Here is a 25,010-nt window from a genome sequence, read left to right as displayed (position 1 = left end):
CAAGCGGTTAGATTCTTATTATTTTTTGCATATTATCTAGGAGAATTTATGTGGAAGTGGTTACACCCCTACGCTAAATCGGAAACGCAATATCGTTTGTTAGGGAAGATTCAGCCTGTTATTGGGTTTGTGAGCCTATTAATGTTATCCGTTGCGTTTGTGATAGGACTAGCTTTTGCACCTAAAGATTATCAGCAAGGGGATAGCTATCGCATTATCTTTATTCATGTTCCTGCTGCGATTTGGTCCATGGGCGTGTATGCCTCAATGGCTGTTGCCGCTTTAATTGCATTAGTATGGCAAATCCGTCAAGCAAGTCTTGCCATGATCTCTATGGCACCTATCGGAGCGGTATTATCCTTTATTTCCCTTGTGACAGGGGCAATTTGGGGAAAACCAATGTGGGGAACTTGGTGGGTATGGGATGCTCGCTTAACCTCCGCATTAGTACTATTCTTCCTCTACTTAGGTGTAATTGCACTTTACACCGCATTTCAAGATAGAAAAACAGGGGCAAAAGCCGCTGGTATTTTATCGATCGTTGGTGTGATCAATTTACCGATCATTCATTTTTCTGTTGAGTGGTGGAATACTCTCCATCAAGGCTCAACAATCACCAAAATGGATAAGCCATCAATGGCAACTGAAATGCTAATTCCGCTGCTTTTAGCTATTTTCGGCACAATGATTTTTATGATTTGGTTGAGCATTGTTCGTTATCGTAGTGCTTTGTTGGCAGATGAACAAAAACGGCCTTGGGTGCGAGAACTTGCCAATAATTTGAAATAAGTAAGGAGATAACAAGATGACATTTCAATTTGAATCAATCAGCGATTTTTTTGCGATGGGGGGCTACGGATTTTATGTGTGGCTTGCCTATGGGATTTCCTTCCTCGCTATTGCTATTTTGATATGGTATAGCAAAGTAGAACCTAAAAAGACATTAAGCCAAGTTAAAAAAACACTGCAACGAGAAACAAAATTAAAAGCAAAATAGTGATACTTATCAATTAAGAAAGAAAAAGTAAAAACTGTTAAAAATTTGTGAGCTTATTCACAGAACCAATGCTTAATAATAGGCAGAAAAAATAAATTTGTTTATAGTATGTCAAATGTTTTACTGAGTTGGAGAAATAAATGGACAGTCAAACAACTGATAATAAATCCTTTGTAAATGGGGCTATTATTATCGCTGATATTATTTTATTTTTTGCCCTATTGGCATTATTACCTTTTGATCCAATGGCGAATAAAGGGTTGGCATTATTAGCATTTATTGCAGTGTTATGGTTAACCGAAGCATTGCATGTCACAATTACCGCCTTACTTGTGCCGATTATTTCTATTGGATTAGGACTTGTTACCTCTAGGGAGGCGCTTGCAAGCTTTGCTGATCCGACAATTTTCCTATTTTTTGGTGGATTTGCATTAGCCACTGCATTGCATATTCAAGAATTGGATCGCATGATTGCGAATAAAATTATGGCAATGGCAAGAGGAAAATTGTCACTTGCTGTCATTTATTTATTTAGTGTTACTGCTTTCCTTTCTATGTGGATTAGTAATACGGCAACAGCAGCAATGATGTTACCTCTAGCAATGGGTGTATTAAGTAAATTAGATAAAGATGCACATCATAATACTTATGTATTTATTTTATTGGGTATTGCATATAGTGCTAGTATCGGCGGTATGGGAACACTAGTTGGAAGTCCACCAAATGCGATTGTATCCTCTAATTTACATTTAACATTTGCAGATTGGCTAGGTTATGGTTTACCTGTCATGATCATTTTGATGCCATTGATGTTAGGTACACTTTATATTGTCTTTAAACCTAAGCTCAATCAACAATTTGACTTTGATTTTGAAAAAATCGAATTAAACCGTAGTAGAATCATTACATTAGTAATTTTTGTAGCAATTGCATTGTGCTGGATATTTAGTAGTAAATTAAATCCAATTTTTTCAAGTATTTTAGGCATTAAAAGTATTGCAAGTTTCGATAGCGTTGTTGCATTAGTTGCTGCTGTTTTACTTTGTGCATTACGTGTGGTCAATTGGGATCAGATTCAAAAGAATACCGAATGGGGCGTATTGATGCTTTTCGGTGGTGGTTTAACATTAAGTTCTGTGCTGGGTAAAACGGGTGCAAGCAAAGTCATGGCAGATGGTATTGTGTTTATGATTGAAGGTGGACACTTCTACGTAATAGGCTTAATTGTTGCGGCATTCATTATATTCCTCACTGAATTTACGTCAAATACAGCGAGTGCGGCATTACTTGTTCCTATCTTTATTTCAATTGCTGAGGCATTAAATATGCCAACAGTTGGATTAGCCCTTATTATCGGGTTAGGTGCATCTTGTGCCTTTATGTTACCAGTGGCGACTCCACCAAATGCTATTGTATTCGGAACCGGACAAGTTAAACAACGTGAAATGGTTAAAGTAGGTATTTGGCTCAATTTACTCTGTGTATTTGTTATTGCGACCTACGGCTATATTTTCTGGTTGTAAGTAAATTTTAAAACGCAATTTCATTTCTTTTTAGATGACCTGTTACATCATTGTATTGTAGTAGGTCATTTTATTTATTTTTCCCTATGAAAAAAATCAAAAAAAGCTCAAATATTTTGATCTAAGTTCGCGAAAAATAATCGGAAACTGGTATAATCGCTACGTTTTTAATTTTTAAAATCAAAAAGAGGAACTAACTATGTCCGTAAAAAAAATGGCTGATCTTGATCTTGCAGGTAAACGCCTTTTTATCCGTGCAGACCTTAATGTACCAGTTAAAGATGGTAAAGTTACATCAGATACGCGTATTCGTGCGACGATCCCTACTTTAAAATTGGCATTGCAAAAAGGGGCAAAAGTGATGGTTACTTCTCACTTAGGTCGTCCTACTGAAGGTGTGTTTGAAGAGGCTAACTCTTTACAACCTGTCGTAGATTACTTAAATGAGGCATTAGATGTCCCTGTACGTTTAGTTCGTGATTACCTAGATGGCGTTGAAGTGAATGAAAATGAAATCGTTGTACTTGAAAACGTGCGTATCAATAAAGGTGAAAAGAAAAATGATCCTGAGTTAGGTAAAAAATATGCCGCACTTTGTGATGTCTTTGTGATGGATGCGTTCGGTACAGCTCACCGTGCTCAAGCTTCAACTTACGGTGTAGCTGAATATGCTCCTGTTGCGTGTGCCGGTCCATTATTAGCAGCTGAATTAGACGCATTAGGTAAAGCATTAAAAGAGCCACAACACCCAATGTTAGCGATTGTAGGGGGATCAAAAGTTTCAACCAAATTAACGGTATTAGATTCTCTTTCTAAAATTGCAGATCAAATCATCGTTGGTGGTGGTATCGCAAATACATTTATCGCTGCAGAAGGCAAAAATGTTGGTAAATCACTTTACGAAGAAGATTTAATTCCTGAAGCACAACGTTTAGCAAAAGCGACAACAATTCCTGTTCCAGTTGACGTGCGTGTTGGTTTAGAGTTCAGCGAAAATGCAGTTGCAACAGAAAAAGCAGTAGCTGATATTAAAGAAGATGAATCTATTTTTGATATTGGTGACAAATCTGCAGAAGAATTAGCAAATATTATTCGCAATGCAAAAACTATTCTTTGGAATGGTCCTGTAGGTGTCTTTGAATTTCCTAACTTCCGTAAAGGAACAGAAATCGTCGCAAATGCAATCGCAGAAGCAACAGCAAATGGTGCGTTCTCAATTGCAGGTGGTGGCGATACTTTAGCGGCAATTGATTTATTTGGTATCAAAGATAAGATTTCTTATATTTCAACAGGTGGCGGTGCTTTCTTAGAATTTGTTGAAGGCAAAGTATTACCAGCCGTTGAAATCTTAGAGAAACGTGCTAACGATTAATTAATGATAAGCGGTGAGATTTTACAAATATTTTGCAATATCTTACCGCTTACTGATTTATACAAAGTAGGAATGTGCCTACTTAACAAAAAAAGGAAAATGAAAAATGGCTAAATTATTAGATATCGTAAAACCGGGTGTATTAACAGGTGATGATGTTCAAAAAGTATTTGCTTATGCAAAAGAACATAACTTTGCTATCCCAGCGGTAAACTGTGTTGGTTCAGATTCAGTAAATACCGTGTTAGAAACAGCTGCTCGTGTAAAAGCACCGGTTATCGTACAGTTCTCTAATGGTGGTGCTCAATTCTATGCAGGAAAAGGAATTAAACCAGCAAGTGGCGCTCGTCCAGACGTTTTAGGTGCAGTAGCAGGGGCAAAACATGTTCACGCATTAGCTGAAGAGTATGGCGTACCAGTGATTCTTCATACTGACCATGCTGCGAAAAAATTATTACCATGGATTGATGGCATGCTTGATGAAGGTGAAAAATATTTTGCTGAAACAGGTAAACCTTTATTCTCATCTCACATGATTGACCTTTCTGAAGAGCCAATGGCTGAGAATATGGAAATTAGTAAACAATACCTTGCTCGTATGAGTAAAATGGGTATGACATTAGAAATCGAAATTGGTATTACTGGTGGGGAAGAAGATGGTGTAGATAATTCTGATGTTGATGAATCTAAATTATATACTCAACCACAAGACGTGTTATTCGTTTACGATCAATTAAACCCAGTAAGCCCACGCTTTACTGTGGCTGCAGCATTTGGTAACGTGCACGGTGTGTATAAACCAGGTAACGTAAAATTAAAACCATCTATTTTAGGTGCATCACAAGATTTCGTTGCTAAAGAACGTAATTTACCAGCTAAACCATTAAACTTCGTATTCCACGGTGGTTCAGGTTCTAGCCGTGAAGAAATTCGTGAAGCAATCAGCTACGGTGCAATTAAAATGAATATCGATACTGATACTCAATGGGCTGCATGGAATGGTATCCTTCAATTCTATAAAGAAAATGAAGCATATTTACAAGGTCAATTAGGTAACCCTACTGGTCCTGATGCTCCAAACAAAAAATACTACGATCCACGTGTTTGGTTACGTAAAATGGAAGAGTCAATGTCTAAACGTTTAGAACAATCTTTTGAAGATTTAAACTGTGTGGATGTGTTATAATTCTTTACACTGATGACTTGATAAAAGATAAAAAGGTTGCTTAATTAGCAACCTTTTTTTATTTTCATTAGTAATTTTTAATATTAAAAGATACAATCATTCCATTATTTTCTATTACTGTTAATTTATGCCATTACTTGAAGTTGAAAATCTCAGCAAACGTTTTACAGATCGTATTAGCCTGTTTAGAAAAGAAGATTTTTATGCGGTTAAAAATGTTTCTTTTTCCCTTGAAAATCAGGAAACTTTGGCAATTATTGGAGCCAATGGTGCGGGGAAATCAACGTTAGCTAAGATGCTAGTTGGAATTACTAAGCCAACATCAGGTCAAATAAAATTTGAAGGAAAACAACTTAGCCATGGTGATTATGCTTTTCGAGCGAAGAAAATCAGGATGATTTTCCAAGATCCGAATGATGCTTTCGATCCTAATTATAATATGGGACAGATTTTAGATTCACCATTAAAGCTTGCAACTAATTTATCCGAACAAGCGAGAAATGATCGTATTTTCAGAGCATTAAAGTTAGTCGGGATGTATCCTGAGTATGCATTAATTGATATTAGTGAGGCATCAAGTAGCCAAAAACAGCGATTAGCACTCGCTCGAGCATTGATTTTGAATCCAGATATTATTATTTTTGATGATAGCTTGAATGCACTTGATTTTTCAGTGAAAAGTCAACTGACAAATTTAATGTTAAACTTACAAGAGCGTTTAGGCATATCTTACATTTATGTTGGTCAAAATTTAGGTTTAATTAAGCATATTGCAGATAAATTAATGGTTATGGATGATGGAGAGGTTGTTGAATATGGGGAAACTAAAGAAATATTAATTTCCCCAAAGCATGCGATTACAAAAAGATTGATCGAAAGTTATTTTGGAAAGAATTTAACAGTAAGTTCATGGGTACCAGAGAATGATATGTAAATTGATTTACCTAATTTTTACAGGGAATAAATCTACCCATATCATTAAAAAATGATAGAATTTGCTTGTTAATAAATTAATAAGGAAAAAATGATGACAAAACATTATGATTATATTGCTATCGGTGGTGGTAGTGGAGGTATTGCTTCAATTAATAGAGCAGCAAGCTACGGTAAAAAATGTGCAATTATTGAAGCAAAACATTTAGGTGGTACTTGCGTTAATGTGGGTTGTGTACCTAAAAAAATCATGTGGCATGGAGCGCAAATTGCAGAAGCAATTAAACTTTATGCACCTGATTATGGATTTGATGTTACGCTAAATGAGTTTGACTTTGGTAAATTAGTGGAAAACCGTCAGGCTTATATTGGACGTATTCATACTTCATATAACAATGTCTTAGCTAAAAATAATGTAGATGTAATTAATGGCTTTGCGAAATTCGTCGACAAAAATACAGTGGAAGTTAACGGTGAGAAGATTACAGCCGATCATATTTTAATTGCAACAGGTGGACGTCCAAGTCAACCAAAAGTTAAAGGTGCAGAATATGGTATCAATTCAGATGGTGTATTTGCATTAAAAACTTTACCTAAACGTGTTGCTATTGTTGGTGCGGGCTATATTGCTGTTGAATTAGCCGGAGTGATGAATAGCTTGGGCGCTGATACTCACTTATTCTTACGTAAACATGCTCCAATTCGTGCTTTTGATCCAATGGTAAGTGAAACCCTTTTAGAATTAATGCAACAAGAAGGCATTACTGTACATACTGAAGCTATTCCAGAAGAATTGGTCAAAAATAATGATGAGTCATTAACTTTAAAATTAGCTGATGGACGTAAGCAAGATACTGATTGTGTTATTTGGGCAATTGGTAGAGTGCCAGCAACAGATGCTCTTAATTTAGAAGCTGCGGGTGTTGAAACAAATGAACGCGGATTTATTAAAGTGGATAAATTCCAAAATACGAATGTTGAAGGAATTTATGCTGTGGGTGATATTATTGAAGGCGGTATTGAATTAACACCAATAGCAGTTGCTGCAGGGCGTCGTTTATCTGAGCGTTTATTCAATCATAAACCAAATGAGCATTTAGATTATAATTTAGTACCAACGGTAGTATTTAGCCATCCTCCGATAGGAACAATTGGCTTAACAGAGCCTAAAGCAAAAGAGCAGTATGGCGAAGATAAAATCAAAGTTTATACTTCTACATTTACACCGATGTATAGTGCTGTTACTCAACATCGCCAGCCATGCAAAATGAAACTTATTTGTGCAGGAGCAGAGGAAAAAATTGTTGGTTTACATGGTATTGGTTTTGGTGTTGATGAAATGATCCAAGGTTTTGCTGTAGCGATTAAAATGGGGGCGACAAAGGCTGATTTTGACAACACTGTTGCGATCCACCCGACAGGATCCGAAGAATTTGTGACAATGCGTTAGTTTTATTTTAAGTTTATATATTAATCTTCACTTTTTAGGGAAATAAAAATGAAAAAAGAGTTATCTATTGTATTAGGACTGAGTTTTGCCTTGGTTGGTTGTTTTGATGCTTCCACAGAAGATAAGGCTAAGTCTGTTGAGTCTGATAAAGCGCCAACTGCAACAATGAATATTCAAGCAGAAAGCACAAAAGACAAAGACACAGAAGCACAAGCGGTAAAAGATCTATCAGATAATAAAAAATTATCAGAAAATAATTCTTTGTCTGATGATCAATTTTCAAAAGACGAGGGGGATGATGCTCAAAATATAAAAGATATTGAAAGTAGATCGTCAGTGACTAGTGGTAATGAAAAATCAGAAAAAAATAATGAGAATACTACGTTAATGGATAGTCAAGAAACTCTCACATCAGAACCTGATAAAGGTCAAAATCAGGTTGTTGATTCCAGTCAACCTGCAGTTGAAAAACAAGAAGATAATTCTACTCAAGCTGTAGTTGAAAAACAAGAGAACGATTCAGCACAAGCTGTAGCTGAAAAACAAACTAGACAAAGAAGAAGTCGTAATAGAAATGTTGCATCGGATGGTCTTTCAGATGAAGAAAGACGAGTAGGTCAGCAACAAATTTATAATAAAACTCAAATAGACTATCTTAAATCACAGTGTAGATATCCTTATATGTCTCCAGCTGAAAGACAGAGATATGATTGCTATATTAAACCAGCGACAGTGAGATAATCTTTTATAAGAAAAAACCAAAAATCAAAAACCAAGAGTAATAGTTATCAACTAAACTCTTGGTTTTTATTTATCAGTCAATATTGGCAATTTTGTGAGTTTGAATACTTAAATGCCAGTGAGGTTTATTGGCTCTCTGATTTAAAAGCCCTAATTGAGTAATCGTCGCTAACATATTCACTTCACCATCCGCATAAGGAATATGGTGCTTGCTATAGTTTTTTTGATACAAGCGTTTAGGGCTTGTAGCAATATAATCAATTTGTAGCGGAACTGGTTTTAATCCGTTAGTTTCTATGGCAAGAAAATATCCCTCATTTTTTAGCATATCTAACAGAATATCTAAGTGAGGTTGAATCGTTGGCTCACCACCAGTGATAATAATATTCTTTGCAGAGAATTGTTTAACAATAGAAAGTATTTCAGATGCCGTTTTTTCTTCATATTGATGATAATTAGTATCGCACCACGGGCAAGCTAAGTTACATTTTCCAAAACGGATAAATATACTTGGCATACCAGTGTTGTAGCCTTCACCTTGCAATGTTTCAAAAATTTCTACAATGCGGTAAGAAATAAGTGCATTATTTTGAGATGAATTGACCGCTTGCATTAGTTTGAATACTCACAATAAGAAGTTGGAGTTTCCCACAAACGAATAAGGCTAACAGGTAAACCAGCCGTTTTAAGTTTGTCGAACATATACTTAGCCATATTCTCAGCCGTTGTTCGATAAGGGATTGCAAATGTTTTAGAATTAAGATCATTCAATAAAGTTGCAACCTGAGATTCCCTTTCATTTGTTGAGTCATAAATGAAAGCGTGATCCATATGATCTAGAATATGCTCATTTACACTTGCTTTGAGATCGGCATAGTCCATCACCATTCCAGCTTTTGGACCTTCTACATATAGTTCACCACTAATTTCAACTTGTAGCTTATAAGTATGCCCGTGCAGATTTTTGCATTTTCCATCGTGTCCATCCAGCATATGTGCCATATCAAAACTAAACTCCTTGGCAATTTTAAACATTATCTCGCTCCTGCAAATATTCATTGAGCCCTTTTTCACGTAAGACACAACTCGGGCAAGTGTGACATCCGCCTTCTACTCCTAAATAGCAAGTATGAGTATGATTTTTAATATATTCAAAAGCACCTAAGTCATCCGCAAGTTTCCAAGTTTCTTTTTTGGTGAGATACATTAATGGTGTGCGAATATTAAAATTGTAATCCATTGCTAAATTTAAGGTGACATTCATCGACTTGATAAATACATCACGGCAATCTGGATAACCACTAAAATCTGTTTCGCAGACCCCCGTAAAAATAGTGTGAATATTTTGGCTTTTAGCGTAAATGGCTGCATAAAGTAAAAATAGAGCATTACGACCATCCACAAAGGTATTGGGCTTATCGCCTTCTTGCTTTATGGTTGCAGAACTATCCATTAGAGCATTTGTGGTAATTGATTTAATAACAGAAGTGTCAATGAGCGTTTGCTTAACACCAAGATCTTGTGCTATCCAAGCCGCTTTTTCTAATTCTATTGCATGACGTTGCCCATATTGAAAGGTAATAACTTCAACATTTTCTACCCCGAATTCTTGAATAGCAAGAAATAGACAAGTCGTAGAGTCTTGACCGCCTGAAAAAATTACAGCGGCTTTTTTTATTTCATTCATTTGTGTTCCTTAGTTTTTTTATGTGGGAGGTTTTCGAACCACGAGAAAGTAAGCGGTCAGATTAGCAAAAAGAATTACCAATCTGACCGCTTATACATAATTATACAGGTTTTATAGGGTTTGGCACTGCTCAACAGGTTTTATGGTAGTTTTGTACTCAAATTGAATTGATTTTAGGCTTTTTGGCTAAAATTTAATTATTTAATATAAAAATTAAAAAAAATCATAAAAAAGACTTGTCAGCCCTTAAATTTCATCTATAATACGCCCCACACAACGACGCGCTGTGGTGAAAGATTTAATGCAGTGCGTCGTTATTTTTTGCTCTTTAACAACATATCAGACAATCTGTGTGGGCACTTGTTGATGATTGATTTTAAAATAAATTTAATTTTGAAGTCTTAATAAGTGTCTATAACTTGAAAATTCATAAAGAATAATAAAGCTAGAAAACAGTTATTGAGCGATTGAACTTTTTAATTGAAGAGTTTGATCATGGCTCAGATTGAACGCTGGCGGCAGGCTTAACACATGCAAGTCGAACGGTAACAGGGAAAAGCTTGCTTTTCTGCTGACGAGTGGCGGACGGGTGAGTAATGCTTGGGAATCTGGCTTATGGAGGGGGATAACTACGGGAAACTGTAGCTAATACCGCGTAATATCTACGGATTAAAGTGTGGGACCGCAAGGCCACATGCCATAAGATGAGCCCAAGTGGGATTAGGTAGTTGGTGGGGTAAAGGCCTACCAAGCCGACGATCTCTAGCTGGTCTGAGAGGATGACCAGCCACACTGGAACTGAGACACGGTCCAGACTCCTACGGGAGGCAGCAGTGGGGAATATTGCACAATGGGGGGAACCCTGATGCAGCCATGCCGCGTGAATGAAGAAGGCCTTCGGGTTGTAAAGTTCTTTCGGTGATGAGGAAGGCTATTGTTTTAATAGAACAGTAGATTGACGTTAGTCACAGAAGAAGCACCGGCTAACTCCGTGCCAGCAGCCGCGGTAATACGGAGGGTGCGAGCGTTAATCGGAATGACTGGGCGTAAAGGGTACGCAGGCGGTGACTTAAGTGAGGTGTGAAATCCCTGGGCTCAACCTAGGAATTGCACTTCATACTGGGTCGCTAGAGTATTTTAGGGAGGGGTAGAATTCCACGTGTAGCGGTGAAATGCGTAGAGATGTGGAGGAATACCGAAGGCGAAGGCAGCCCCTTGGGAATATACTGACGCTCAAGTACGAAAGCGTGGGGAGCAAACAGGATTAGATACCCTGGTAGTCCACGCCGTAAACGATGTCGATTTGGGGATTGGGCTATAAGCTTGGTGCCCGTAGCTAACGTGATAAATCGACCGCCTGGGGAGTACGGCCGCAAGGTTAAAACTCAAATGAATTGACGGGGGCCCGCACAAGCGGTGGAGCATGTGGTTTAATTCGATGCAACGCGAAGAACCTTACCTACTCTTGACATCCATAGAAGAACGCAGAGATGTGTTTGTGCCTTCGGGAACTATGAGACAGGTGCTGCATGGCTGTCGTCAGCTCGTGTTGTGAAATGTTGGGTTAAGTCCCGCAACGAGCGCAACCCTTATCCTTTGTTGCTAGCAGGTAATGCTGAGAACTCAAAGGAGACTGCCAGTGATAAACTGGAGGAAGGTGGGGATGACGTCAAGTCATCATGGCCCTTACGAGTAGGGCTACACACGTGCTACAATGGCGTATACAGAGGGAAGCGATATAGCGATATGGAGCGAATCTCAGAAAGTACGTCTAAGTCCGGATTGGAGTCTGCAACTCGACTCCATGAAGTCGGAATCGCTAGTAATCGCGAATCAGAATGTCGCGGTGAATACGTTCCCGGGCCTTGTACACACCGCCCGTCACACCATGGGAGTGGGTTGTACCAGAAGTAGATAGCTTAACCTTCGGGGGGGCGTTTACCACGGTATGATTCATGACTGGGGTGAAGTCGTAACAAGGTAACCGTAGGGGAACCTGCGGTTGGATCACCTCCTTACCAAAGAAATCGACATAGCGAGTGTTCACACAGATTGTTTGATGTAGTAGTAAAAAGACAAAAGACGTTTTTTAACGGAAGACATCTTTAAATGTTGTCCCCATCGTCTAGAGGCCTAGGACATCGCCCTTTCACGGCGGTAACAGGGGTTCGAATCCCCTTGGGGACGCCATTTAAAGATGGCTTTTTTGTCGAGAGATGAATAAGAATTTATCTTAATTGTTCTTTAAAAATTGAGAAACAAGCTGAAAAACTGAAGAGACTTTCAAGTCCGAGAGGATAAGAAGAAGTCTGAGTAAGAATAAAATCTTGTCTGAACAAAAGCAGGCAAGTATTAGTAGACTTGCATAAGCTTTGAGTTTTTTATTGTTATTTAATTATTATTTAATATTAATGATTAAATTGATTTAAAAATACTTGAGGTTGTATGGTTAAGTGACTAAGCGTACACGGTGGATGCCTAGGCAATCAGAGGCGAAGAAGGACGTGCTAATCTGCGAAAAGCTTGGATGAGTCGATAAGAGGCGTTTAATCCAAGATATCCGAATGGGGAAACCCAATAGGTGAAGAACCTATTATTACTGAGTGAATACATAGCTCAGTAAGGCAAACCGGGAGAACTGAAACATCTAAGTACCCCGAGGAAAAGAAATCAACCGAGATTCTGTGAGTAGCGGCGAGCGAAAGCGGAGAAGCCAGTTAGTGATAGTGGCAGAGTTAGGAGAATGAGTTGGGAAGCTCAGCGACACAGGGTGATAGCCCCGTATCCGAAGACCAGGCCATGGTACTAAGCTAACGAAAAGTAGGGCGGGACACGAGAAATCCTGTTTGAAGATGGGGGGACCATCCTCCAAGGCTAAATACTCCTGATTGACCGATAGTGAACCAGTACTGTGAAGGAAAGGCGAAAAGAACCCCAGTGAGGGGAGTGAAATAGAACCTGAAACCGTGTACGTACAAGCAGTGGGAGCAAGTTTATCTTGTGACTGCGTACCTTTTGTATAATGGGTCAGCGACTTATATTTTGTAGCAAGGTTAACTGAATAAGGGAGCCGTAGGGAAACCGAGTCTTAACTGGGCGAGTAGTTGCAAGGTATAGACCCGAAACCCGGTGATCTAGCCATGGGCAGGTTGAAGGTTGGGTAACACTAACTGGAGGACCGAACCGACTAATGTTGAAAAATTAGCGGATGACCTGTGGCTGGGGGTGAAAGGCCAATCAAACCGGGAGATAGCTGGTTCTCCCCGAAATCTATTTAGGTAGAGCCTTGAGCGGACACCTTCGGGGGTAGAGCACTGTTTCGACTAGGGGGCCATCCCGGCTTACCAACTCGATGCAAACTGCGAATACCGAAGAGTGATACTCAGGAGACACACGGTGGGTGCTAACGTTCATCGTGAAGAGGGAAACAACCCAGACCGCCAGCTAAGGTCCCAAAATCTATATTAAGTGGGAAACGAAGTGGGAAGGCTTAGACAGCTAGGATGTTGGCTTAGAAGCAGCCATCATTTAAAGAAAGCGTAATAGCTCACTAGTCGAGTCGGCCTGCGCGGAAGATGTAACGGGGCTAAAATATAGTACCGAAGCTGCGGCATCAGAATTTATTCTGTTGGGTAGGGGAGCGTCGTGTAAGCGGATGAAGGTGAATCGAGAGGTTTGCTGGACGTATCACGAGTGCGAATGCTGACATAAGTAACGATAAAACGAGTGAAAAACTCGTTCGCCGGAAGACCAAGGGTTCCTGTCCAACGTTAATCGGGGCAGGGTGAGTCGGCCCCTAAGGTGAGGCTGAAAAGCGTAATCGATGGGAAACGGGTTAATATTCCCGTACTTGTTATAAGTGCGATGTGGGGACGGAGAAGGTTAGGTTATCAGGGTGTTGGATATCCCTGTTTAAGCCGTTAGGTGGAGAGACTAGGCAAATCCGGTCTCTTATTAAACACCGAGAAGTGATGACGAGACTCTACGGAGTCGAAGTAACTGATACCACGCTTCCAGGAAAAGCCACTAAGCTCTAGCTTATAATAAACCGTACTGAAAACCGACACAGGTGGTCAGGTAGAGAATACTCAGGCGCTTGAGAGAACTCGGGTGAAGGAACTAGGCAAAATAGCACCGTAACTTCGGGAGAAGGTGCGCCGGCGTAGATTGTAAGGGCTTGCCCCTGAAGGTTGAACCGGTCGAAGATACCAGCTGGCTGCAACTGTTTATTAAAAACACAGCACTCTGCAAACACGAAAGTGGACGTATAGGGTGTGATGCCTGCCCGGTGCTGGAAGGTTAATTGATGGTGTTATCGAAAGAGAAGCTCCTGATCGAAGCCCCAGTAAACGGCGGCCGTAACTATAACGGTCCTAAGGTAGCGAAATTCCTTGTCGGGTAAGTTCCGACCTGCACGAATGGCATAATGATGGCCAGGCTGTCTCCACCCGAGACTCAGTGAAATTGAAATCGCCGTGAAGATGCGGTGTACCCGCGGCTAGACGGAAAGACCCCGTGAACCTTTACTATAGCTTGACACTGAACATTGAATTTTGATGTGTAGGATAGGTGGGAGCCTATGAAGTAGGAACGCTAGTTTCTATGGAGGCGTCCTTGAAATACCACCCTTTAACGTTTGATGTTCTAACGAAGACTGCGGAACGTGGTCTCGGACAGTGTCTGGTGGGTAGTTTGACTGGGGCGGTCTCCTCCCAAAGAGTAACGGAGGAGCACGAAGGTTTGCTAATCACGGTCGGACATCGTGAGGTTAGTGCAATGGTATAAGCAAGCTTAACTGCGAGACAGACAAGTCGAGCAGGTGCGAAAGCAGGTCATAGTGATCCGGTGGTTCTGAATGGAAGGGCCATCGCTCAACGGATAAAAGGTACTCCGGGGATAACAGGCTGATACCGCCCAAGAGTTCATATCGACGGCGGTGTTTGGCACCTCGATGTCGGCTCATCACATCCTGGGGCTGAAGTAGGTCCCAAGGGTATGGCTGTTCGCCATTTAAAGTGGTACGCGAGCTGGGTTTAGAACGTCGTGAGACAGTTCGGTCCCTATCTGCCGTGGGCGTTGGAGAATTGATTGGGGCTGCTCCTAGTACGAGAGGACCGGAGTGGACACATCACTGGTGTTCCAGTTGTCTCGCCAGAGGCACTGCTGGGTAGCTACATGTGGAAGAGATAAGTGCTGAAAGCATCTAAGCACGAAACTTGCCAAGAGATGAGTTCTCCCTGACTATAAGTCAGTAAGGGTTGTTGGAGACTACGACGTAGATAGGTGTGGTGTGTAAGCGTTGTGAGACGTTGAGCTAACACATACTAATTGCCCGAGAGGCTTAACCATACAACCTCAAGTGTTTTTTCGAAAAAAACTATAGAGAAAACATAAGAGAGTATGAAGTTTACTAAGAAAAGGTACACAGACTGAAAGAAGTAAAAGGAAGTCGAACAGAAAGACAGCTTGTTTTAAGATTTTAAGACTAGGAAGAGCAAAGAAAACCTAGAAAAGAATAGAAAGAAAAAAAGACAGAATAAGACGAAAGTCGTCAACAGGATTATCCTGATGGTCATAGTGCAGTGGAACTACCTGAATCCATCCCGAACTCAGAAGTAAAATGCTGTCACGCCGATGGTAGTGTGGTGATTCGCCATGTGAGAGTAGGTCGTCATCAGGGCTTTATTAGGAAAACCGTAGGTTAGCGATAACTTACGGTTTTTTGCTTTTTAGCGTTTGGGAATTTTCATTGTCTATTTCCCACATAATTATTTATACAGATTAAGCGGTCTGATTCTTATGATAATTTGCAAATTATTTAAAGAATCAGACCGCTTTTTTATCCCATTTGCAATATTTTGCATGTCATAAAATAGTGTATTATATCTTTAGTAAGTTAATTGATGGGGGAGTGGTGAAATTGTCCAAAGATTTTATACCACACTTAACTCAGTTTTTTACCAACTGGAAGGATATTCAAGAAAATAGCGAGTTTTATTTAGAATTTAGCTTAGAATATCGATTAGATTCATTTTTTCAACAGTGGAAAAAAACGAATTTTGTGCCATAGGTGCCTAAAAAGCAGGAATTAATTATTCCGAATATTGAAAATTATCCTGATACTACATTGGAAGATACAAAATATTTTGATGAAGTATAGTTGAAATTTTCATTTATATAAATTTGGCAAAAACTTTGCTGAATCAAACCGCTTGTCACTATGCTTTTCATAAAAAATCCGTACAAATACCCATATTTGTACGGATTGTCATATAGAAAACTAGTATCGATTAATAATCAATAAATGATTGCTGTCCTTCTCCCTCTTTTTCTACTACAGGTTGGATCATATGTTCTCGTTTTAAGCCTAGCTGTAATGCTAAGCCAATAGCAACATAGATGGATGAGTAAGTACCAAATCCAATACCAATTAGTAGTGCTAGAGAAAAACTATGTAATGTTGGACCTCCAAGCCAATATAGCGCCATAACAACAACGAGTGTTGTTAATGAAGTCATTAATGTTCTTGATAAAGTTTGGCTCAGTGAAACATTGATAACCTCAGATGATGTCGCTCGACGGATTTTAGGGAAGTTTTCTCTAACACGGTCAAATACAACGATACTATCATTTAGAGAATAACCAACCACCGATAAAATTGCGGCAACGAAGGTCAGATCTATTTCAATTTGTAGAAACGAAAATAACCCTACAGTTACAAGAACATCATGGAATAGTGCTGTAATACCTCCGACAGCAAGTCGCCATTCAAATCGGAATCCAACATAAACAAGTAACATTCCTAATGTTGCTAGCGTTGCGTAAATAGCACCTTGAGTTAATTCTTCACCAACATTTGGTCCGACGAACTCAATACTTTGAATTTGAGCATTTGAATCTACTTGTTGATGGATAAGAGACATTACGCTCGTACCCACATTCATATCACCTTCGGATGAAGGTAAGCGAATCATCACATCGCGTTGTCCACCAAACGTTTGTACTAATGCACTTGGATAACCATTTTCATCTAATACGTTACGAATTTGATTTAAATCCGCAGGCTGAGAGAAGTTGGTTTCAATTACTGTACCACCAGTAAAATCTAATCCCCAGTTAAATCCTTTTGTGACAATGCTGAAAATACAGAATGCCAATACTACGATTGAAAAAGCATAGGCAATGAAGCGGTATTTCATAAAAGGAATCAATTTGTAAGGGAGTTGCATATCCCCTATATTTTTCTCTAATTTTTTATTCATTTGATCCTCTTAAATCCAAAGTTTCTTCACACGTTTTCCACCATAAGTCCAATTCACGAGCATTCGTGTACCGGTTATAGCAGTAAACATTGATATCAATACCCCTAGCGCCAATGTTATTGCGAACCCTTTAATTGGTCCTGTTCCGATGGAGTAAAGGATAAGCGCAACAAGGATAGTTGTTAAGTTGGAGTCAAAGATACTGGTAAATGCACCACTGTAGCCTTCGTGAATTGCTTGTTGAATTGAGCGACCGTTACGAATTTCTTCTTTAATACGTTCGTAAATCAGTACGTTAGCATCAACAGACATCCCAACAGAGAGTACGATACCAGCTATACCTGGCATTGTGAGTGTTGCCCCAATCATTGACATTAGTCCGATGGTTAAAACTAAATTCACAATCAACGCAAGAGAAGCAAATATGCCGAATACTCGATAATAAACTAAACAGAAAATGATTGTTAAAGCTAATCCGAGTAAGCTTGCATCCATACCTTGTGCAACATTGTCAGCTCCGAGAGATGCCCCAATAGTGCGTTCTTCTACAATAACGATAGGGGCGATAAGCGCACCTGAACGAAGAAGTACAGCAAGGTTTTGTGCTTCTGCTGCACTATTAATACCAGTAATTTGGAATTGGCTACCTAAGCGAGAATTAATTGTTGCGACATTGATTACTTCTTCATGTTTTTCAAGGATGACTTTGCCTTGACTGTCTTTTCGCCCGCTATCTTTATATTCACTATAAAGTGTTGCCATTGGTTTACCTACAGCACTTTTAGTGGCATTCCCCATCAAGTCACCGCCCGCACCATCTAGGTTGATACTTACTTGAGGCAAGCCTCTTTCATCAATACCTGAACTCGCATTAATGATATGTTCTCCTCCAAGTACTGCTCGGCGGAATAATACTGTTGGCTGACCATCTTGAGTAAATTTAACTTCTGAATCGGCAGGTACGATACCTCTAGCTGCAGATTCAGGGCTAGCGGTTGTATTCACTAAACGGAATTCTAAAGTCGCAGTTGCACCTAGAATTTCTTTTGCTCTCGCAGTATCTTGAACACCAGGTAATTCAACTACGATACGATCAGCGCCTTGACGTTGAATAGTTGGTTCGGATACACCAAGTTCTTCAACACGTTTACGTAAGATTGATAAGTTCTGTTCAATCGCGGTATCTCTCGCTTCAGATAATCCATCTTCTGACGGGGCAAATGAAACGGTAGTTGGATTCAAGTATGTTGGTGTTAAATTAGTATGTGTTCTTCGAATATAACGCACAGCTTTATCTGCTGTATCAGCATCATTGAATTCAATTTCGTTAGCAAAATTATCTGCTTTTTTTATTGCTTTATATTGCAATTTTTCTACACGAAATTCATTTCTTAAGCTGTCTTGAAGTTGCTCTTGTTGTTTTAATAGAGCCGTATTCATATCAACTTCCATTAAGAAACGCACACCACCTAATAGGTCTAGACCTTGTTTCATTGGTGAGCCACCAATAGATGACAGCCATTCAGGTGTTGCTGCAGCTAAGTTTAGTGCGACAGAGAAGTTATTACCTAACTCATCAGCAATTTTTTCTTTTACTGGAAGTTGTTGTTCAGTTTTAGATAAACGAATAAGAATAGACCCATTATCAAGGCTAACCGCCTTTGGTCTAATATTCATTGATTGTAGTACATCTTGTACTTGTGAGAGAGTCTCACTTGAGGCTTGCTGACCACGAGTTCCAGAAATTTGAACAGAAGGGTCATCGCCGTATAAATTTGGAAGGGCGTATAAAGCACCAATGGCGATCAAAAAGATCACCATCAGATTCTTCCATAGAGGGAAACGATTTAACACAATAAATCCCCATGTCTAAAGGAAAAAATTAAAGAGATTTCAAAGAGCCTTTTGGCAATACAGCTACAACGAAATCACGTTTGATTGTTACTTCAACAGTATCATTTAATGCAATAACAATGTTTTCATTTTCAGCAGATACTTTGGTAATTTTGCCGATCAAGCCACCGCCTGTTAAGACTTCATCACCTTTTGATAGACCAGATAAAAGCTCACGTTGTTGTTTTTGACGTTTTGCTTGTGGACGGTACATCATAAAATAGAAGATAAGACCGAAAATAACCAAAATAAAGATCATTTCCATTCCGCCGCCTTGCTGCATATAAAGCTCCTTAAAATCAATAAGTTAATAGTATAATAAAGTCTTTTAGACTCCATAAAAAAGACGCCATAGGATAGCATAATCTGACAAATTAAACGATAGAAAATTCATTATTGATAACAGATCTGCTCTGTTTATTCATTATTTTATAATAGAATGAGAAAAGATTAATTTTTTCTCAAGATATTCAGAGGACAACGTGAAAAAGAATTGTTTATTTTTTGTAGCATTAGGATTATTTTCATCTTCAATTTTTGCCCATAACATTACACTTAACCAAGCATTACCATCTGTTCGTGTTCAGGATAATGGAGAAATTGTGATGAAGGGTGATAAAGTGGCTTATCAGCCTTGGTCATCAAGTAAGTTAGTTGGAAAGGTAAGAGTCATACAGCATATTGCAGGTAGAAGTAGCGCAAAAGAAAAAAATGAAGGATTGATAGAGGCAATCAGAAAGGCGAATTTTGATCGCACTAAATATCAAACGACTACGATTGTTAATGCTGATGATGCAATTATTGCAACGGGATCTTTTGTAAAAAGTAGTGCTGAAGATGGTAAGAGAGAAAATAACCATAGCCAAGTCGTTTTAGATCAAGAAAGTAGTGTAAAAAATAAATGGCAGCTTAAAGAAAAAGATAGCGCTATTGTGGTATTAGACAAGAATGGTAAGGTTCAGTTTGTGTCAGAGGGTAAACTTTCACCAAGCCAAATAGAACAAATTATTACGTTAGTTAATCGGTTAATTGCTGAGAGTTAATGAGCGAGTCATAAGGGGAAAAAGGCAATACAGGTATTGCTTTTTTCTTTTTAAATAATGTGACTTTAATGATTTTCAAACCAACTTTCTAAGATCAGGCAGGCAGAGATTGAATCCACTTTATCTTTCTTTAATGCTTTAAACCCCCCGCGTGAAAAAATTTCAGCACGAGCCTCAACAGTTGTTAAACGTTCATCTTGCAATTCTACGGGTAAATTAAATCGCCCTTGTAAGCGATTAGCAAATTTTTTGGCTCGTTGCGTTAGCGGTTGTTCAGTTCCATCCATATTGAGTGGCAAGCCAACAATTAATTTATTAGGTTTCCAGTCATTAAGTATTTTATCAATGATATCCCAGTTAGGAATACCGTCTTTTGCTTTAAAGGCTGATAAGGGTTGTGCTGTACCAGTGATACTTTGCCCTACGGCACAGCCAATACTGTTTGTGCCGAAGTCAAAAGCAAGTAATGTTTGATTCATTAGGCATTCCCTGCTTTAGATAGAATGCCATCAATGCCGAGAGATTCGTATGCTTCATTCCATCGATCTAGATATCCTGATTCAAATAAAATATGTTGATTAGCAGGGGATACAATCCAATAATTTTGCGCGATTTCTTGTTCTAATTGATTGGCTTTCCAAGTGCAACAGCCTAAACAGACAACAAATTTTTCTGGGGATTCTGTTCTTCCAAACGTTTCTAAGATATCGCCTGAGGTTGTCATCCAAATATCATCATCGACTTTATAGGAGTGCAATAGAGGGGTATCAATTTTTGTATGTAAGATAAATCCTCTATCTTGGTTTACTGGTCCACCGCTTAAAACGAGTTGATCTTTTGTGTATTCTCGTTCATTTGCCATCATGAAATCCATTTTCGCCAAGAGTTCTAGTACAGAAAGATCAGTCGGAGAATTGATCATTAACCCTATTGCCCCTTGGTCATTATGTTCGCAGATATATATGACAGAGCGATCGAAGTAATCATCGTTCATATCTGGTGTCGCAATTAATAATTGCCCTTGTAAATTTTTCATCTTAGCTTAAATCCCCATATAACACTTGTAAGGCTGTGATGGTTGCCAATGATGCAGTTTCTGTCCGCAAGACTCTCTTGCCAAGTAATACTTCTGTAAATCCTTCTTGTTCTGTCATTGCGATTTCTTCGGGCGAGAGCCCCCCTTCTGGACCAATTAATAATCTGACCCCAGATTTTGGTGGGGTCGGTAATGATTTTATCGTATAGCTTGCTCTAGGATGTAAATTTAGCTTGAGCATTTCATCCTGTTCTTTAGACCAATCAGTCAGTTTCATGATAGGGCGAATTTGTGGGATAACATTACGTCCACATTGTTCACAAGCTGCAATAGCAATCTTCTGCCATTGTTGAATTTTCTTCTCTTGGCGTTCGCCTTCTAACTTGACACCGCAACGTTCAGACCAAAGAGGTGTAATAATATTTACCCCTAATTCTACAGACTTTTGAATAGTAAACTCCATTCGATCACCCCTTGAGATGACTTGCCCCAAGTGAATCGGTAGGGAGGATTCTCGATCATCAAATAAACTTGAATCAATCGTGACTTCAATCTGTTTTTTGGAAACTTGATGGATTGTTGCATTGAATGTGTGGTTGGAACCATCAAAAAGAATGATTTTTTCTCCTACACTCATTCGTAAAACGCGTCCAATATGATTGGTGGCGTCTTCACTGAGCAGACAACGATCTTTTCCGAATAACGATTCTGGATGATAAACTCTAGGGATTCTCATGAATAAATAGTCCGTGATGCTTGAAAAGCAAAATTATGTGTAAAAATGCGTTCTACCGATAAAAATCAAGCGGTAAGATCCGACTTATATTTTGCAAAAGTTTTGCAGGATCTTACCGCTTGTACATTTTATTTTAATTGATTAATTGCATTACTGATTTCATTATCATTGTAAATAGATTGAATGATATCGGTATAGGCTTGACCTAACACATTCTGAATCGCTTGGTTATCAGCACCAAAAGCCCCTTCATAAGAACGACTAGTATTGAAGTTTTTACTGAAGTTACCTTTAGTTGCTTGAACTAATACTTCAACTTGGATATCTGAGTTCACCTTATAGCGAAGGTTGCCTTGTTCAACATTTGCAAAGAATTTTTTAACATTTGTGACTACATTAGCATTTGCCGCACCTTGTACTACAGTAAATCCTTTGCTATTTAGATTTTGTTGCATCGCTTGTTGAAAGAGTTGAGTGACATCAGGAATTGCTCTTAATCGATGATTTTCACTTCGTGATGTATAATTGGCGACTTCAGCTGAAGCACGTTGGTCTTGAGTTGATACATTGACCAATGTATTTTGATTTGCTGTATTAAACGCAGCATTAGGTGCAGGTGTTACAAAAGTCACGGTATTTGACTGACTTTGACAACCTGCAAGTACAAATAAACTTACTGTACTGAGGATGAGTAGTGATTTTTTTGATAGTTTCATAAAATCTTCCTTTTTGATGGGTGAAGTTAGTTAAAGTATAGTATGATTTGCACCAATTTTTCAAATTAAGGGATAAAAAATGTCTATTGAAAATTCAATAATTACAAAATTAACCGAAAATTTTAATCCAATTGTGCTTCATGTTGAAAATGAAAGCCATAATCATCATGCCGGGAAAGGGGCAGAGTCCCATTTTAAAGTGACTTTAGTGTCATCGACTTTTGATTCCATGCGTACAATTGCAAGACATAGAGCTATCTATACTTGCTTAGCTGATGAGCTTAATGCAGGTGTTCATGCACTAGCATTGCATACTTATACAGAACTTGAATGGCAAAATATGGGAGAAGTTGCACCAAAATCACCGAATTGTATGGGACATGGTCAGTAATTCGTAAATAGGTGTTGTTTGCCCATAAATAGCTTGCGTCATATTACATTTTTTTGTATAGTTCGCCGAGCTATGGAAGTGTGCATTGATATGCACATTTTTTATGTATTCTAATTAATGGTGAGATGTCCGAGTGGTTGAAGGAGCACGCCTGGAAAGCGTGTATACGGGAAACTGTATCGAGGGTTCGAATCCCTCTCTCACCGCCATTCTGTTATCAATTCTCATTTATATACTACTTTAATTTTTATCTAGAAGATACAGCGAATAGTTGAAGACTCGTTAATATGATAATTTGATATATGAAATTTGTGTAAATCCTTTAAAACCCCTCAAATAATTTTGAGGGGTTTTTGATAAATTAATGGCGGAAATGACGCATGCCAGTAAGTACCATTGCCATACCATGTTCATTTGCGGCATCAATCACTTCTTGATCACGCATTGAACCACCTGGATGGATGACACAACTAATGCCGACTTTAGCTGCAGCATCAATACCATCACGGAATGGGAAGAAAGCATCCGATGCCATTACGCAACCTTGTACTTGTAAGCCTTCATCTTCTGCTTTGATACCCGCAATTTTTGCAGAGTAAACACGGCTCATTTGACCGGCTCCAATACCGATTGTTTGTTTGTTTTTTGCATAAACAATCGCATTAGATTTTACGTATTTCGCCACTTTCCAACAGAACAAGAGATCGTCCATTTCTTCCACTGTTGGTTTACGTTCTGTGACAAATTGTAAATCTTCAACGTCCACGTGACCTAAATCGGCATCTTGTACCAGTAAACCACCATTCACACGTTTAAAGTCTAAGCGGTTTGCAGGTTCTTCAGGTAATTCGCCACATTCTAATACACGCACGTTTTTCTTTTTCGCCAATGCAGTTTTTGCTTCTTCTGAAACAGTTGGTGCAATGATCACTTCAACAAATTGACGATCAGCAATCGTTTGTGCAGTTGTGCCATCTAATTCACGGTTAAAGGCAATAATGCCACCAAAGGCAGAAGTTGGATCTGTTTGATAGGCTTTCTCATAAGCTTCTAAAATATTTTCGCCTAATGCTACACCACAAGGATTGGCGTGTTTCACAATTACACAAGCAGGCTCTGTAAACTCTTTCACACATTCTAATGCCGCATCAGTATCGGCAATATTATTGTAAGATAATGCTTTACCCTGTAATTGAACGGCTGTCGCTACGCTTGCTTCTTTTAATTTATTTTCAACATAGAAAGCCGCATTTTGATGGCTGTTTTCGCCATAACGCATAGTTTGCTTACGAGTGAAATTCAAGTTTAATGTACGCGGGAACTGACCGCTTGGTTGAGTTAAATCTTCTTCTGCTGCACCTTGGTATGGTGGGACTTTTTGTCCGAAGTAGTTAGCGATCATTGAATCGTATTGTGCAGTATGTTCAAAAGCTTTAATCGCTAAATTAAAACGGGTTTCTAGTGTTAAGCTATTTTGATGTTGATCCATTTCCGCAAGAATGGAATCAAAATCCCCATTATTGACCACAATCGCCACGTCTTTATGGTTTTTCGCCGCAGAACGCACCATTGTTGGTCCGCCGATATCAATATTTTCAACGGCATCTTCAAGGGTGCAATCTTCTTTTGCCACGGTGGCAGCAAATGGGTAAAGATTTACCACAACCATATCAATTTGCTCAATACCATGTTGTTGCATAATCACATCATCAGTGCCACGGCGACCTAAAATTCCCCCATGTACTTTTGGATGAAGGGTTTTAACACGCCCATCCATCATTTCAGGGAAACCCGTATAATCGGATACTTCGGTTACGGGTAAGCCTGCTTCAGCAAGTAGTTTTGCTGTGCCACCCGTTGATAAAAGCTTTACTCCACGTTGAGTTAAGCCTGTGGCAAATTCTACGATACCTTGTTTGTCAGACACACTTAGTAACGCTTGTTTAATTGGACGATCACTCATTCAGAATTCCTTAAGGTTTTAATATTAAAATTTCCTGTGAATTATAACGCAAACGTTTGCGGTAAGTCATTAAGTGAAACG

21 protein-coding genes, 2 tRNA genes, 3 rRNA genes and 1 riboswitch are annotated in these 25,010 nt (G+C 39.0%); of the genes, 15 read left to right on the top strand and 11 right to left on the bottom strand.

Annotated elements, in window-relative coordinates; genetic code table 11:
• The first annotated feature begins 48 nt into the window (after positions 1-48).
• From A6A10_RS06710 to A6A10_RS06675, 8 genes are all read left to right on the top strand, one after another.
• Positions 49-789: a heme ABC transporter permease gene (locus tag A6A10_RS06710; RefSeq protein WP_121122338.1), complete on the top strand. Its 741-nt coding sequence runs from the start codon at positions 49-51 to the stop codon at positions 787-789.
• 16 nt (positions 790-805) lie between these two features.
• Positions 806-997 carry a heme exporter protein CcmD gene (ccmD, locus tag A6A10_RS06705; RefSeq protein WP_121122336.1) on the top strand — a complete coding sequence of 64 codons (192 nt, stop codon included), beginning with the start codon at positions 806-808 and terminating at the stop codon, positions 995-997.
• Between the two features lie 140 nt (positions 998-1,137).
• Positions 1,138-2,520: a DASS family sodium-coupled anion symporter gene (locus tag A6A10_RS06700; RefSeq protein WP_121122334.1), complete on the top strand. Its 1,383-nt coding sequence runs from the start codon at positions 1,138-1,140 to the stop codon at positions 2,518-2,520.
• A 199-nt stretch (positions 2,521-2,719) separates the two neighbouring features.
• Positions 2,720-3,892, top strand: coding sequence for a phosphoglycerate kinase (locus tag A6A10_RS06695; RefSeq protein WP_121122332.1), 1,173 nt, complete (start codon positions 2,720-2,722; stop codon positions 3,890-3,892).
• Between the two features lie 106 nt (positions 3,893-3,998).
• The gene (gene fbaA, locus A6A10_RS06690; RefSeq protein ID WP_121122330.1) at positions 3,999-5,078 is read left to right on the top strand and encodes a class II fructose-bisphosphate aldolase; all 1,080 of its coding nucleotides are present in this window, start codon (positions 3,999-4,001) and stop codon (positions 5,076-5,078) included.
• Positions 5,079-5,205: 127 nt separating this feature from the next.
• Positions 5,206-6,012, top strand: a complete 807-nt coding sequence (locus A6A10_RS06685; RefSeq protein WP_121122328.1) for a peptide ABC transporter ATP-binding protein — start codon at positions 5,206-5,208, stop codon at positions 6,010-6,012.
• A 93-nt stretch (positions 6,013-6,105) separates the two neighbouring features.
• Positions 6,106-7,461 carry a glutathione-disulfide reductase gene (gorA, locus tag A6A10_RS06680; RefSeq protein ID WP_121122326.1) on the top strand — a complete coding sequence of 452 codons (1,356 nt, stop codon included), beginning with the start codon at positions 6,106-6,108 and terminating at the stop codon, positions 7,459-7,461.
• Positions 7,462-7,509: 48 nt separating this feature from the next.
• Positions 7,510-8,202, top strand: coding sequence for a hypothetical protein (locus tag A6A10_RS06675; RefSeq protein ID WP_121122324.1), 693 nt, complete (start codon positions 7,510-7,512; stop codon positions 8,200-8,202).
• A gap of 73 nt (positions 8,203-8,275) precedes the next feature.
• Here A6A10_RS06675 and A6A10_RS06670 read toward each other — a convergent pair whose 3' ends face one another.
• From A6A10_RS06670 to queC, 3 genes are read right to left on the bottom strand one after another with little or no spacing between them, the layout of a single operon-like run.
• Positions 8,276-8,815, bottom strand: a complete 540-nt coding sequence (locus A6A10_RS06670; protein ID WP_121122322.1) for a 7-carboxy-7-deazaguanine synthase QueE — start codon at positions 8,813-8,815, stop codon at positions 8,276-8,278.
• Positions 8,815-9,237 (bottom strand): 6-carboxytetrahydropterin synthase QueD, encoded by a 423-nt coding sequence (queD, locus tag A6A10_RS06665; RefSeq protein WP_121122320.1) that lies wholly within the window; start codon positions 9,235-9,237, stop codon positions 8,815-8,817. The genes A6A10_RS06670 and queD overlap by 1 nt, the downstream gene beginning before the upstream one ends.
• Complete coding sequence (queC, locus tag A6A10_RS06660; RefSeq protein ID WP_121122318.1) at positions 9,230-9,889, bottom strand: 7-cyano-7-deazaguanine synthase QueC; 660 nt, start codon at positions 9,887-9,889, stop codon at positions 9,230-9,232. Before queC ends, queD begins: the two co-directional genes overlap by 8 nt.
• Positions 9,890-9,892: 3 nt before the next feature.
• Positions 9,893-9,937: riboswitch (PreQ1 riboswitch) on the bottom strand.
• Between the two features lie 429 nt (positions 9,938-10,366).
• On the opposite strand from queC, the gene A6A10_RS06655 reads away from it, so the two are divergent.
• The 4 genes from A6A10_RS06655 to rrf all read left to right on the top strand — a co-directional run bounded on the left by A6A10_RS06655 (position 10,367) and on the right by rrf (position 15,569).
• A 16S ribosomal RNA gene (locus A6A10_RS06655) occupies positions 10,367-11,907 on the top strand.
• Positions 11,908-12,003: 96 nt separating this feature from the next.
• A tRNA-Glu gene (locus A6A10_RS06650) sits at positions 12,004-12,079 on the top strand.
• Positions 12,080-12,336: 257 nt separating this feature from the next.
• Positions 12,337-15,238 (top strand): 23S ribosomal RNA (locus tag A6A10_RS06645).
• 215 nt (positions 15,239-15,453) lie between these two features.
• Positions 15,454-15,569 (top strand): 5S ribosomal RNA (gene rrf, locus A6A10_RS06640).
• Together the 16S, 23S and 5S rRNA genes with 1 tRNA gene alongside form the textbook arrangement of a ribosomal RNA operon.
• Before the next feature lie 610 nt (positions 15,570-16,179).
• Here the strand turns inward: rrf and secF are convergent.
• Genes secF through yajC form a run of 3 tightly spaced genes read right to left on the bottom strand, consistent with a single transcriptional unit; the run spans position 16,180 to position 19,327 of the window.
• Complete coding sequence (secF, locus tag A6A10_RS06635) at positions 16,180-17,151, bottom strand: protein translocase subunit SecF (RefSeq protein ID WP_121120756.1); 972 nt, start codon at positions 17,149-17,151, stop codon at positions 16,180-16,182.
• A gap of 9 nt (positions 17,152-17,160) precedes the next feature.
• Positions 17,161-19,005 (bottom strand): protein translocase subunit SecD, encoded by a 1,845-nt coding sequence (gene secD, locus A6A10_RS06630; protein ID WP_121120758.1) that lies wholly within the window; start codon positions 19,003-19,005, stop codon positions 17,161-17,163.
• A 28-nt stretch (positions 19,006-19,033) separates the two neighbouring features.
• Positions 19,034-19,327 (bottom strand): preprotein translocase subunit YajC, encoded by a 294-nt coding sequence (yajC, locus tag A6A10_RS06625; protein ID WP_121120760.1) that lies wholly within the window; start codon positions 19,325-19,327, stop codon positions 19,034-19,036.
• Positions 19,328-19,526: 199 nt separating this feature from the next.
• Between yajC and A6A10_RS06620 the strand changes: the two genes are divergently transcribed.
• Positions 19,527-20,087, top strand: a complete 561-nt coding sequence (locus A6A10_RS06620; RefSeq protein ID WP_121120762.1) for a YtfJ family protein — start codon at positions 19,527-19,529, stop codon at positions 20,085-20,087.
• A gap of 65 nt (positions 20,088-20,152) precedes the next feature.
• Here A6A10_RS06620 and ruvX read toward each other — a convergent pair whose 3' ends face one another.
• The 4 genes from ruvX to A6A10_RS06600 form a co-directional block, all read right to left on the bottom strand.
• Positions 20,153-20,566: a Holliday junction resolvase RuvX gene (ruvX, locus tag A6A10_RS06615; RefSeq protein WP_121120764.1), complete on the bottom strand. Its 414-nt coding sequence runs from the start codon at positions 20,564-20,566 to the stop codon at positions 20,153-20,155.
• Positions 20,566-21,123 (bottom strand): YqgE/AlgH family protein, encoded by a 558-nt coding sequence (locus A6A10_RS06610; RefSeq protein ID WP_121120766.1) that lies wholly within the window; start codon positions 21,121-21,123, stop codon positions 20,566-20,568. The genes ruvX and A6A10_RS06610 overlap by 1 nt, the downstream gene beginning before the upstream one ends.
• Position 21,124: 1 nt before the next feature.
• The gene (gene rsmE / locus A6A10_RS06605) at positions 21,125-21,859 is read right to left on the bottom strand and encodes a 16S rRNA (uracil(1498)-N(3))-methyltransferase (protein ID WP_121120768.1); all 735 of its coding nucleotides are present in this window, start codon (positions 21,857-21,859) and stop codon (positions 21,125-21,127) included.
• Positions 21,860-21,987: 128 nt separating this feature from the next.
• The gene (locus tag A6A10_RS06600) at positions 21,988-22,575 is read right to left on the bottom strand and encodes a YajG family lipoprotein (RefSeq protein WP_121120771.1); all 588 of its coding nucleotides are present in this window, start codon (positions 22,573-22,575) and stop codon (positions 21,988-21,990) included.
• Between the two features lie 79 nt (positions 22,576-22,654).
• On the opposite strand from A6A10_RS06600, the gene A6A10_RS06595 reads away from it, so the two are divergent.
• Both A6A10_RS06595 and A6A10_RS06590 read left to right on the top strand, forming a co-directional pair.
• On the top strand, positions 22,655-22,966 hold the full coding sequence (locus tag A6A10_RS06595; protein ID WP_121120774.1) for a BolA family protein: 312 nt from the start codon (positions 22,655-22,657) through the stop codon (positions 22,964-22,966).
• 119 nt (positions 22,967-23,085) lie between these two features.
• Positions 23,086-23,175 (top strand) — tRNA-Ser (locus A6A10_RS06590).
• A gap of 152 nt (positions 23,176-23,327) precedes the next feature.
• Here the strand turns inward: A6A10_RS06590 and purH are convergent.
• Positions 23,328-24,929: a bifunctional phosphoribosylaminoimidazolecarboxamide formyltransferase/IMP cyclohydrolase gene (gene purH, locus A6A10_RS06585; protein ID WP_121120776.1), complete on the bottom strand. Its 1,602-nt coding sequence runs from the start codon at positions 24,927-24,929 to the stop codon at positions 23,328-23,330.
• Positions 24,930-25,010: the final 81 nt, after the last annotated feature.

It is taken from the genome of Otariodibacter oris (assembly GCF_009684715.1).
GTDB lineage: Bacteria > Pseudomonadota > Gammaproteobacteria > Enterobacterales > Pasteurellaceae > Otariodibacter > Otariodibacter oris.
The sequence above is the reverse complement of the archived record's forward strand: the minus strand, read 5'-3'. Positions and strand labels throughout refer to the sequence as shown.